The 11,076-nt window shown below is 74.9% G+C and carries 11 protein-coding genes and 1 pseudogene; 5 read left to right on the top strand and 7 right to left on the bottom strand.

Going from position 1 to position 11,076, the window contains the following annotated elements; translation table 11 throughout:
* Positions 1-4: 4 nt before the first annotated feature.
* Positions 5-715 carry a peptidoglycan DD-metalloendopeptidase family protein gene (locus F593_RS0114755; RefSeq protein WP_022929522.1) on the bottom strand — a complete coding sequence of 237 codons (711 nt, stop codon included), beginning with the start codon at positions 713-715 and terminating at the stop codon, positions 5-7.
* Between the two features lie 161 nt (positions 716-876).
* Here F593_RS0114755 and F593_RS0114750 point away from each other — a divergent pair, with 161 nt between their 5' ends.
* Positions 877-2,544 carry an acetolactate synthase large subunit gene (locus tag F593_RS0114750; protein WP_022929521.1) on the top strand — a complete coding sequence of 556 codons (1,668 nt, stop codon included), beginning with the start codon at positions 877-879 and terminating at the stop codon, positions 2,542-2,544.
* A gap of 47 nt (positions 2,545-2,591) precedes the next feature.
* Here F593_RS0114750 and rsmI read toward each other — a convergent pair whose 3' ends face one another.
* Both rsmI and F593_RS25575 read right to left on the bottom strand, forming a co-directional pair.
* Positions 2,592-3,533 carry a 16S rRNA (cytidine(1402)-2'-O)-methyltransferase gene (rsmI, locus tag F593_RS0114745; protein WP_022929520.1) on the bottom strand — a complete coding sequence of 314 codons (942 nt, stop codon included), beginning with the start codon at positions 3,531-3,533 and terminating at the stop codon, positions 2,592-2,594.
* Position 3,534: 1 nt separating this feature from the next.
* Positions 3,535-4,518 carry an ROK family protein gene (locus F593_RS25575; protein WP_022929519.1) on the bottom strand — a complete coding sequence of 328 codons (984 nt, stop codon included), beginning with the start codon at positions 4,516-4,518 and terminating at the stop codon, positions 3,535-3,537.
* Positions 4,519-4,538: 20 nt separating this feature from the next.
* Here F593_RS25575 and F593_RS28520 point away from each other — a divergent pair, with 20 nt between their 5' ends.
* Complete coding sequence (locus tag F593_RS28520; protein ID WP_022929518.1) at positions 4,539-5,867, top strand: LCP family protein; 1,329 nt, start codon at positions 4,539-4,541, stop codon at positions 5,865-5,867.
* Positions 5,868-6,029: 162 nt separating this feature from the next.
* Here F593_RS28520 and F593_RS28515 read toward each other — a convergent pair whose 3' ends face one another.
* Positions 6,030-6,347 carry an FmdB family zinc ribbon protein gene (locus F593_RS28515; protein ID WP_022929517.1) on the bottom strand — a complete coding sequence of 106 codons (318 nt, stop codon included), beginning with the start codon at positions 6,345-6,347 and terminating at the stop codon, positions 6,030-6,032.
* A gap of 23 nt (positions 6,348-6,370) precedes the next feature.
* On the opposite strand from F593_RS28515, the gene F593_RS30895 reads away from it, so the two are divergent.
* Entirely contained in the window at positions 6,371-6,598 is a 228-nt protein-coding gene (locus tag F593_RS30895) for a hypothetical protein (protein WP_033207639.1), read from the top strand.
* 26 nt (positions 6,599-6,624) lie between these two features.
* Here F593_RS30895 and F593_RS31215 read toward each other — a convergent pair.
* Together F593_RS31215 and F593_RS25555 are read right to left on the bottom strand one after the other, a co-directional pair.
* Positions 6,625-6,762, bottom strand: a pseudogene (locus tag F593_RS31215) (FmdB family zinc ribbon protein); the annotation flags it as partial.
* Positions 6,763-6,840: 78 nt separating this feature from the next.
* Positions 6,841-8,019, bottom strand: coding sequence for an alpha/beta hydrolase (locus F593_RS25555; RefSeq protein WP_022929515.1), 1,179 nt, complete (start codon positions 8,017-8,019; stop codon positions 6,841-6,843).
* Between the two features lie 138 nt (positions 8,020-8,157).
* Between F593_RS25555 and F593_RS0114715 the strand changes: the two genes are divergently transcribed.
* Together F593_RS0114715 and F593_RS25550 are read left to right on the top strand one after the other, a co-directional pair.
* A complete protein-coding gene (locus F593_RS0114715) occupies positions 8,158-9,528 on the top strand; it encodes a glycine--tRNA ligase (RefSeq protein ID WP_022929514.1) in 1,371 nt (456 codons plus the stop codon).
* Between the two features lie 104 nt (positions 9,529-9,632).
* On the top strand, positions 9,633-10,325 hold the full coding sequence (locus F593_RS25550; protein WP_022929513.1) for a class I SAM-dependent methyltransferase: 693 nt from the start codon (positions 9,633-9,635) through the stop codon (positions 10,323-10,325).
* A 71-nt stretch (positions 10,326-10,396) separates the two neighbouring features.
* Here the strand turns inward: F593_RS25550 and F593_RS0114705 are convergent, their stop codons facing one another.
* Positions 10,397-11,005, bottom strand: a complete 609-nt coding sequence (locus F593_RS0114705; protein ID WP_022929512.1) for a TetR/AcrR family transcriptional regulator — start codon at positions 11,003-11,005, stop codon at positions 10,397-10,399.
* Positions 11,006-11,076 lie beyond the last annotated feature (71 nt).

Below are 11,076 nucleotides of genomic sequence, written 5' to 3'. Positions count from 1 at the left end.
CGGCTCACCGCGCCGCGACCCGGCCCGACGCCGTCGGCTGCCGCAGCCTGAGGACCCGCCGGCGGCCGGCCAGGCCCACGGGCAGGCCGAGCGCGGCCAGGCCCAGGCCCGCCCACGCCACGGTCGGCAGCGCGACCGCACCGCCGTCCGGGACGACGACCCGCCCGGGCGTCGGCCGAACCGTCGGCGCCGGCCGGGGCGCGAGGGTCGGCCGGGGCCCGAGGGCCGGCCGGGGCGCAACGGCCGGGCCGGGTACGGGCGCGGACCGGGGGGCCGCCCGCCTGCCCCGTGGCGCCGGCCCGAGGGGGGAGAAGGTGCCCGGGTCCGCGGGCTCGCCCAGCCGCGGGGCCGGGTCGACGTAGCCGAACGGATCCCGGGCGAGCCGCAGCCCCAGCCCGACGCCGCGCCCGCCGCCCGCACGCGCGACGGGCGCCCCGGCGGTCACCCGCGCCCCGGACCGGCGGGTGACGGCCCCCAGGCCGGTGAGCGTGGCCGACCACGCTCCGCAGCGCACCGCCACCGCGTCGCCACCCGGCGTCCGCCCCGCGAAGCGCACGCGCCCGGAGCACGGCGCCCGGACGGGCGTCCCCCGCGCGGCGCGCAGCCGCAGCACCCGGCGGCGTCCGGCGGCGAACGGGTCGGCCCGCACGTAGGTGAAGGCGGCGACCACCGCCCCCGGGACGGGACGAACGAGCGGGGGCGGCTGGTCGACCATGACGCGACGCTAGGCCCGCGGACCCCCGTCGAGGCCGCCGTCGCAGGATCGGCACGACCCCGGCGCGGGACCGCCACGGCCCGGCACGGAACCGTCACCCGCTCCGCCCGGTCGCCGGCCGTGCATAGACTCGGGCGATCCCCACCCCGGAGGCTTCCCCCATGAGCGTCACCGCCGCGCAGCTCCTCGTCCGTTGTCTCGAAGAGGAGGGGGTGGAGTACGTGTTCGGCATCCCGGGCGAGGAGAACATCCACGTCGTCCAGGCGCTCGAGGAGTCGTCGATCCGGTACGTGCTCGTGCGCCACGAGCAGGCGGCGTCGTTCATGGCCGAGATGTACGGGCGGCTCACCCAGCGTGCCGCGGTCTGCTCGGCCACGCTCGGCCCGGGGGCGATCAACCTGCAGCTCGGCGTGGCCGACGCCACGACGAACAGCACCCCGCTCGTCGCCATCACCGCCCAGGTCGGCCGCGACCGCTCCTACAAGGAGAGCCACCAGGGCGTCGACCTCGTGTCGCTGTTTCACCCGATCACGAAGTGGTCCGCGCTGGTGCCGACGCCCGAGGCGCTGCCCGAGATGACCCGGAAGGCGTTCAAGACGGCCCAGACGGAGCGCCCCGGCGCGGTCTTCCTCGCGATCCCCGAGGACATCGAGAAGGCCGACGTGTCGGCGGACCTGAAGCCGCTGCGCATCGACCGCGTCCGTCCGAACGAGCCGACGGACGACCAGGTCGGCCGGGCCGCCGACGTCGTCCGCGCGGCGCGCAGGCCGATCGTGCTGGCGGGGCACGGCGCGGCGCGCGAGGACGCCACCGCGGAGCTCGTCGCCTTCGCCGAGGCCACGGGCATCCCCGTCGCCACGACCTTCCACGGCAAGGGCGTCTTCCCCGACGACCACGCGCTCAGCCTCGGCACGGTCGGGTTCATGAGCCACGACTACGTGAACTTCGCGTTCGACGCCGCGGACACCATCATCGCGGTGGGCTACGAGCTGCAGGAGTTCGACCCCCAGAAGATCAACCCGGACGCCGACGCGAAGATCGTCCACGTCCACCGGGGTGCCGCCGAGGTCGACGCGCACTACCCCGTCGACGTGGGGCTCCACGGGTCCATCGCCCGCTCGCTCGCGCTGCTGACGGGGGCGCTGGGCACCGGCGAGGCCTCCCCCACCCCGCTCGCGGCCGCGGCGGAGAAGATCACCGGCCCGCTGCGCGACGAGCTGGCCCAGCACGCCGTCGACGACCGCGTGCCCCTGTCGCCCCAGCGCGTCGTCGCCGACACGCGCGCGGCCCTGGGGCGCGACGACATCGTGCTCGCCGACACGGGCGCGGTGAAGATGTGGATGGCGCGGCTCTACCCGACCTACGCGGCCAACACCTGCCTGCTCTCGAACGGCCTCTCCACCATGGGCTTCGCGCTCCCGGGCGCCCTCGGGGCCAAGCTCGCCCGGCCGGACGCCAAGATCCTGGCGGCGACGGGCGACGGCGCGTTCCTCATGAACGCGCAGGAGCTCGAGACCGCGGTCCGGGAGGAGATCCCGCTCTGCGTGCTCGTGTGGGAGGACGACGGCTACGGGCTCATCGAGTGGAAGATGGAGCTCGACATGGGCACCTCGTCGGCGGTGAAGTTCGGCAACCCCGACGTCGTGGCCTTCGCCGAGAGCTTCGGCGGCAAGGGCGTGCGGATCACCGCCGCCGACCAGCTGCTCCCGGCCCTGCAGGAGGGCCTCGCGTCCGACGGGGTGACCGTGATCGCGGTCCCCGTCGACTACTCCGAGAACCTGAAGCTCACGGACCGCCTCGGCGGGCTCGAGGACCCGCTGACGGCCTGAAGCGTCGGGGCCGGGAGCGTCTCCCGCCCCCCCCGGCCCCGGCGGGGTCACTCCCGCTCGTGCAGCGCCCGGTAGAGCTCGTTGGCGCCCAGGCCCGTGAGCTCGGCCACGACGCGGGAGGCGGTCTTCGCGCGCGCCCCGTCGTCGACCAGGCGGGCGACCGCGTCGACGGCGGACGCGAGGTCGGCCGCCCCCGCCGCCTCGACCGGCACCCCGGCGACCACGAGCGTCACCTCGCCGCGCACGCCCGTCTCGGCGTAGCGCTCGGCGACCTCGCCGGCCGGGCCGCGCACGATCTCCTCGTGGAGCTTCGTGAGCTCCCGGCAGACCGCGACCACGCGCGCCGGGTCCTGCGCCGCGATCGCCCGGAGCGTGGCGACGAGCCGCTTCGGCGACTCGAACGCCACCGTCGTGTCGGGGTCACGCAGCAGCGCGACGGTGTCCTCGCTCCGCCGCGGCAGGAAGCCCACGAACCGCCAGCGGTCCGACACGATGCCGGCCGCCGCGATGGCCGTCACGGGCGCCGAGGCGCCGGGCAGCGCCTCGACGGCGAGCCCGGCGTCGCGCACCGCCGCGACGAGCCTGCCGCCCGGGTCCGAGACCACGGGCATGCCGGCGTCGCTGACGAGCGCGACGACGTCACCGGCCGCGATCCGGGCGATCAGCTCGCCGGCGCGGGCGTCCTCGTTGTGCTCGTGGAGGCTGATCGTGGACTGCCGGATGGCGTAGCGGTCGAGCAGGCGCCGGGTGTGGCGCGTGTCCTCGCAGGCCACGACGTCGGCGTCGGCCAGGGCGCGCAGCACCCGCGGCGTGACGTCCTCGAGGTTCCCGATCGGGGTCGCGCAGACGATCAGGCGCCCGCCGGCGCGGCTCGGCGCGGGTCCCTCGCCGGCCGTCGCCTCGCCGGTCGCCTCCCCGTGAGGCGTGTCCTCGCCGGCCGGCTCCGCGGCGTCCGGCTCGCCGGCGTCCGGCTCGTCCTGGGGGTGCACGTCAGCCCTGCCACGCCGGCGTGCCGTCGCGCAGCAGGTCGAGCGCGAGCACGGCCGCCCCGACCATGCCGGCGTCGGCCCCGAACGTCGCCGCCTCGACGCGCACGCCGTTGGAGGGCGGACGCGCCCGGCGGCGGGCCTCGGTGCGGGCGGGGCCGAGGAGCATCTCGCCCGCCGCGGAGACCCCGCCGCCGATGAGGACGACCTCGGGGTTGAAGATGTTCATCGCGTTGGCGATGCCGACGCCGAGCAGCGTGCCGACGCGCTCGAGCGCCTCGCGGGCCGCACGATCGCCGAGCTGCGCCTGCTCCGTGACAGTGACGCCCGTGATGACCTCGCCCGCGCCGGCCAGGCGCGCGAGCGCCGACCCGGGCCGCTGGCCGGCCAGACGCGCGCCCTCGCGGCCCAGCGCGGTGCCCGAGGCGAGCGCCTCGAGGCACCCCCGGTTCGTGCACGGGCAGAGGGGTCCGTCGAAGTCGACGACCATGTGGCCGAGCTCCGTGGCCGCGCCGGTCGAGCCGCGGATGAGGGTCCCGCCGGCGACGACGCCGCTGCCGATGCCGGTGCCGACGGTCATCAGCACCGCGTCGTCGCAGCCCCGCGCGGCGCCCGCCCGCCACTCGGCGAGCATCGCGCAGTTGCCGTCGTTGTCGAGCGCGACGGGCAGCTGCAGGCGATCCTGCAACTCGTCGCGGACGGGCACGCCGTCGAAGGGCTGGTGGACCGTCGAGACCGCTACGCCCGTCGCCTGATCGATCAGGGACGGGATGCCCACGCCGACCCCGACGACGTCACTCGGGGCCACGATCCCGCTGTGGGTCAGCTCGCGCACCTCGTCGACCACGAGCTGGAGGAGGTCCTCCGGATCGTTCGACGGCGGCGCGAGGCGGTAGGTCCGCTCGAGCACGCGCAGCTCGGGGTTCACGAGGCCGGCCAGCAGCTTCGTCCCCCCGAGATCCACACCGATGACGCAGTCCTCCGGCACGCCCGCCACCATATCCCCCGATGCAGGGACCCCACGACGACGCCGGAGACGGCGCACGCTCCTCGGCGGACGACGCGCCCTACACCGTGTACGGCGGCGGGGGTGCCCGACGGCCCCGCCGACCGCGCCCGCCCGCGGGTGCGCAGGGCCGCCGCCGCGAGCCCGTCGACCGGGTCGACGACGGCTACGACGACCGCGGCGGATCGCGCTCCGGCGATCCGTCCGCCGACGACCACGCCCCCGGCGACGACACGCCCTACACGGTCTACGCGGCCCGCCGCGGAGGTCGGCGCGACGGCGGACCGCGAGACCCGGAGGACGGCGGGCCGCGCCGGCGTCGCTTCGGTCGGGGCGGCGGACCGCGCCGTCGGCGCCGCTGGAGCGTCGGCCGCGTCGTGCGACTGCTGCTCCTGGCCGCCGTCGGCTGGGTCGTGCTCTCGCTCGCGCTGTTCCTCTTCTCGGCCACGATCCACCAGGAAGGCGGGAAGGTCGACGCGGTCCTCGGCGGCGGGGGTGCCCCGTTCGCCCCGACGAACGTGCTCGTGCTCGGCACGGACGACCGGCCGCCCGGATCGAAGGAGCCCGGCAGCGAGGGCAGCGGCGGTGCCGCGCGCACCGACACGATGCTGCTCTTCCGCACGGGCGGGTTCGCGAACGCGAAGCTCTCCATCCCCCGCGACACCGCGGTCGACATCCCGGACCACGGGCGGCAGAAGATCAACGCCGCCTACGCGTTCGACGGCATCCGCGGCTCCGTCCAGGCGGTCGAGACCCTCACCGGCATCACCGTCAACCACGTGGCGACGATGGACTTCGAGAACTTCCCGGGCCTCATCGACGCGATGGGCGGCGTGCGCTACACGGCCAAGACGTGCCTGACGGCCGACGTCTCCGGCGGGGCGAAGAAGCCGCGGTCCGGCGTGACGATCGGGTACGACAAGTACCTCGGCGGCACCTCGTTCCGTCTGAAGAAGGGCGAGACCTACACCCTGAAGGGCTCCGCGGCGCTGGCGCTGGCCCGGGTGCGGAAGAACCGCTGCGACGCCGGCCAGGACGACACGAACCGCGCCGGCCGCCAGCAGGAGCTGCTCGGGGCGATGAAGCGCCGGATCCTCTCCCCCACCGGGTTCGTGCGCCTGCCGCTCATCGCCTGGAAGGCCCCGCAGGCCGTGAAGAGCGACATGTCCGGCCCCACGCTGCTGGGCGTGGCGATCGGCCAGTTCCTCCCCGGCAAGGGCTCGAGCGCGGTGCTCAAGCCGTCCGGCGGCGAGACGCTGGCCGACGGCGGCCAGGCGCTCACGGTCTCGCCGGAGGACGTGGCCAAGGCCCGCCGCCGCTTCGACCGCTAGTGAGGAGACGGGGCCTCGGACGCGCCAGGACCGCGTCCGGGGCCGGCCGGCGCTTCCGGCGGGAGGACTGACCGGGTCCGAGCCCGTGCTGTGCCGGCGCGCCCGAGGCAGGGCCCCCCAATCCGGTCCCGGGGCCGGGCCGGCGGTCCCTGCCCGGCCGGCTCAGGGGTTCTTGGGCGGGCGCGGCGGCTTGGCGGCGTCCGCCTTCGCGGCCTTCGCCCGCTCGTCGCGCTGCTTGCGCATCTTGTCGTCGTGCGCGTCGGCGCCCGCCTCGGCGGCGCGCTCGAGCTCGCGGTTGCCCTTCTGGGTGCCGTAGTCGTTCGTGTAGAAGCCGCTGCCCTTGAAGTGGATCGCGGGCGCGCTCAACACGCGCCGGACCGGGACGCCCGTCTCCGGGTCCTCGGTCAGCGCGTCGTCGGAGAACTTCTGCAGAACCTCGAACGTGGTCCCGTCGGGACGCCGGTACTCGTAGATCGGCACGGGCCGACCCCCGTCAGTCCTTCGTGGCGCTCGAGGCCGGCTTCGACGCCGCGCCGCCGCCCGAACCGCTGTCCGACGAGCTCGAGGAGCTCGACGAGGAGGACGAATCCGACGACGAGGACGAGGACGAGGAGCTCGAGTCCGACGAGGACGAAGAGCCCGAGTCCGACGAGGACGAGCCGGAGGAGTCCGAAGATCCCGACGACGAGCCGGACTCGCCCCCACCGACCGGCCGCTTCTTCGTGCCGTAGTCGGTGTTGTGGAAGCCCTTGCCCTTGAAGTGGATCGCCGGCGCGCTCAGGACGCGCCGGACCGGGACGCCCGTCTCCGGGTCCTCGGTGAGGGCGTCGTCGGAGAACTTCTGGAGGACGTCGAAGGTGGTGCCGTCGGGACGTCGGTACTCGTAGATGGGCATGGGCCCCGAAGTATAGGCAGGACCCGGCGCGAACCACGCCTCCTTGGCACTCTCGACGCGGGAGTGCCAAGGGCGGGGTCAGTGCGCGGCGCCCGCGCGCTCCCCGGCCGCCGCGCGGTCGCGTGCGGGCGCGATCTCCAGCATGCCCCGCAGGAGCGCGGCGACCTCGAGCATCGCCTCCCGCGAGCGCCGCCCCACACCGGGGGTGTTGCCGAAGCCGTGGATGAGATCCGGCATCCGGCGGCCGAGGACGGGCGTGCCGGCCTCGCGCAGCGCCTCCACGTACGCCTCGCCCTGGTCGCGCAGCGGGTCGAAGCCCGCCGTGACCACGAGGGCGGGCGCGAGGCCCCGCAGGTCGCCCAGGAGCGGCGACACGCGCACGTCGGTCCGATCGACCGCCCCCGGGGTGCCGGGCACGCCGAGGTAGTGGTGCTCGCACCAGTCCATCGACGCGCCCTCGAGGTAGAAGCCGTGGCCGAACGCCACCCGGGACGCGTACTCGCGCGACCAGTCCACGGCGGGGTAGAGCAGGAGCTGCCCGGCCGGCTGGACGCCGCCGTGGTCACGGACGGCCTGCGCGGTGATCGCGGCGAGGTTGCCGCCGGCGCTGTCGCCGCCGAGCGCTAGGCGCTCGGAGTCGGCGCCCAGGCCCTCGGCGTGCTCGACCACCCAGCGCCAGGCGGCGAAGGCGTCGTCGGGCGCCGCCGGCCACGGGTGCTCCGGCGCCAGGCGGTAGTCGACGGAGAGCACGAGGATGCCGGCACTGGCGCAGAGGAGGCGGCAGAGCGCGTCGTGGGAGTCCAGGTCGCCCAGGACGAAGCCCCCACCGTGGAAGAAGAGGAGCAGCGGCAGGCGCTCGCCCGCCGGCTGCCAGGTCAGCGCCGGGTTGTGCGCGCCGCCGGGCCGGTAGAGCCGGGCGTCGAGCGGGCCGGCCGCTCCGTCGACCCGCAGCGCGTCGGCCGCGCCCACCGCGATGGGCCGGCCCGACGCCACGACGGCCTCGTGCCGCAGCGTGCGCCGGGCCTGCTCCACGGGCTGCTCGTGCCACGCCGGGTACTGCAGGCGGTCGCGGAGGGCGAGCATCGCCTGCGTCGGCGCGTCGAGGACCTGGCCCTCGCGGACGGTCGGGCGCCGCAGGTGCACGCGCCGGTTCGGGCCGCCGCGGGCGCCGAGGATCCGCAGGAACTGCCGCTCCATCCGGCCGCGGGGGCCGAGCTTCGGAGGCGGCGCGGTACGGGTGCGACGGGCGAGGGGCATGCGCCGACCCTACCGTCGGTCGAGAGCCCGCGCCAGTCGTTCCTACTGGCGGGTAGGGGAGCCGCGGCGGCGGCACCACGGGCTGGCGGGAATCGGCCGCCCCACGGCCGTGGCGGTCCGCCGCGTACCCTCCTGCCCATGGCCTCCGACGTCGTCACCATGGACAAGATCGTCGCCCTCTGCAAGCGGCGCGGATTCGTGTTCCCCGCCTCGGAGATCTACGGCGGCATCGCGAACACCTACGACTACGGCCACTACGGCGTGCTGCTCGTGCAGAACGTGAAGGCCGAGTGGTGGAAGGCGATGCTCCAGGACCGCGACGACATCGTCGCCTTGGACTCCGCGATCATCCAGCACCCCGACGTGTGGAAGTCCTCGGGCCACCTCGACGGGTTCTCCGACCCGCTCGTGCAGTGCCTGGGCAAGTGCAAGAAGCGCTTCCGCCTGGACCACCTGCAGGAGGCCGCCGTCGAGGCCGGCGAGGATCCCGCCACGGTGATCTGCCCCGTCTGCGGGGGCGAGCTCTCCGAGCCGCGCGAGTTCAACCTCATGTTCAAGACCCAGATCGGCACGGTCGAGGAGTCCGCGTCCACGGTCTACCTGCGGCCCGAGACGGCGCAGGGCATCTTCGTCGACTTCAAGCAGGTCCTGGCGATCTCGCGCAAGAAGCCGCCGTTCGGCATCGCGCAGATCGGCAAGTCCTTCCGCAACGAGATCACCCCGGGCAACTTCATCTTCCGCACGCTCGAGTTCGAGCAGATGGAGATGGAGTTCTTCGTTCCGCCGGCGGAGTCGACGGAGTGGTACGAGCACTGGAAGCAGGCGCGCTTCGACTGGTACACGAACCTCGGCGTCCGCCCCTCCCACCTGCGCCTGCGTGCCCACGACGACGACGAGCTCTCCCACTACTCGTCCCGTACCGCGGACGTGGAGTACCTGTTCCCCATCGGCTGGTCCGAGCTCGAGGGCGTCGCGGACCGCGGCGACTTCGACCTGACCCAGCACGCCAAGGGCGCGAAGACGAAGATCGAGGTCTACGACGAGGCCTCGAAGGAGCGCTACGTCCCGCACGTCATCGAGCCGGCCGCCGGTGTCGGTCGCGCGACCCTGGCGTTCCTCGCCGACGCGTACGACGAGGAGGAGCTCGAGGGCGGCGACGTCCGCACGGTGCTGCGCCTGCACCCGCGCCTGGCCCCGATCAAGATCGCCGTCTTCCCGCTCGTGAAGAAGGACGGGCAGCCCGAGCTGGCCCAGGAGATCCGCGACACCCTGCGCCGCGTCGGCCAGACGGAGTACGACGAGTCCGGCGCCATCGGCAAGCGCTACCGCCGCCAGGACGAGATCGGCACCCCGTGGTGCGTCACGGTCGACCACCAGACGCTCGAGGACCGCACCGTCACCGTCCGCGACCGCGACTCGCTCGAGCAGACCCGCGTGGCGATCGACGACCTCGTCCCGCTCTTCGCCGGCCGCCTGGCGCAGGACTGGGTCTCGCCCAAGGGCGAATAGGGAAGAGGCCGGGCCCCACCCCGGGCGTCTCGAGCCGCGCCGCGTCGGACTGCGGCACGGCCCGGGGCACCCGAGGGGGTGCGGGTGGCGACTAGGGTCGACCCATGTCCGCCCCCGCCGTCGATCACCCCCGCTTCTCCGCGGTCTGGTCGTGGCTCATGCGGCGGGAGCCGGCGGCGCTGACGCAGGGCCGCCGGATGCTGCTCGACGGCGCGACTGGTCGCGTGCTCGAGGTCGGCGCGGGGACGGGAGCGAACTTCGCGCACTACGGGCCCGGGGTGACCGAGGTGGTCGCCGTCGAGCCCGAGGCGCGCCTGCGTCTCGAGGCCCGCGCCGCCGCACAGGACGCGGCCCGCTCCGGCGCGGCCCCCCGGTTCGTCGTCGCCGACGGCACGTTCGAGGACCTGCCGCCCGAGGCCGTCGGTGCCTTCGACGTGGTGGTCTGCTCGCTCGTGCTGTGCTCCGTCCCCGACGTGGACGCCGCGCTGCGCGCCGCCTACGACCGGCTGCGGCCCGGCGGGGAGCTGCGGTACTACGAGCACGTGGCGACGGACGGCGCGCTCGGCGTCGTGCAGCGCGCCGCCGACGCGACGGTCTGGCCCCGGGCCTTCGGCGGCTGCCACACGCACCGCCACGCCGTGGCGGCGATCGACCGCGCCGGCTTTGAGCGGGTGCGCCACCGGGACGTGCAGGTCGCCCCGCGCTGGGCCCCGGTCCCGGTCTCCCCCATGGCCCTCGGCGTGGCCCGGAGAGGGGATGCGGGCCCCGCCCCGAGCGCCGCGGGCCCCGTCGTCTAGGACGGCGACTGGGCTCGGGGCACCCGCCGGGCGGTACCGCCCACCCGCGGGGCCTCCGAGTCCCTGGCCGTCTACAGGTCCCGGTAGAGCCCGCGGGCCGCGGTCGCCGCGACCTCGATCGCGCTGTCCATGTCCCGCGAGGGGTCGGCGAGCAGGCGGAGGGCCATGCCGTAGCCGAAGCCGAGCATGACGTCGGCGACGGTCTCGGGGTCGGCCACGAGCTCGATGACGCCCTCCTCCTGCAGCTGGCGGCTGCGGTGGGCGATCGCGTCCGTCATGCCCTGCATGACCCCGGCGAGCTCGTCGGCGATCTCCGGATTGCGCTGCGCGAGCGTGTAGAGCTCGAGCAGCATCGTCACGAACTCGGGCTCGTGCTTCACCGTAGCCTGGAGCGAGCGGACCCACTGGCCGACGAGCTCGTCGGCGTTCTGCGCCCGCTCGAGCTGGGCGGCCATCGCCGCGAAGCGGACCTCGGAGTCGCGCTTGGCGACCTCGACGAGCAGCCGCTCCTTCGACCCGAAGTAGTAGTGCAGCAGGCCGCGGGAGACCCCGGCCTCGCGCGCGACGTGGTCGAACGTGGAGCCGGCGACGCCGCGGCGCGCGACGCTCGAACGCATGGCGTCGACAATGCGGAGCGCCTTGTCCGTCGCGAGCTGCCGCTTGGTCTCCTCCGTGGCCACGGAAGGGAGGATAGCTGGCTGGCTGGCCAGCCGAGGGACCGCCGACGCCCGGTCGCGTGCGCGACGAGGCG

This window comes from Patulibacter americanus DSM 16676 (assembly GCF_000420025.1).
Classification (GTDB): Bacteria; Actinomycetota; Thermoleophilia; order Solirubrobacterales; family Solirubrobacteraceae; genus Patulibacter; species Patulibacter americanus.
Note: the sequence above shows the minus strand (reverse complement) of the source record. Positions and strands in the feature narration are given on the sequence as shown.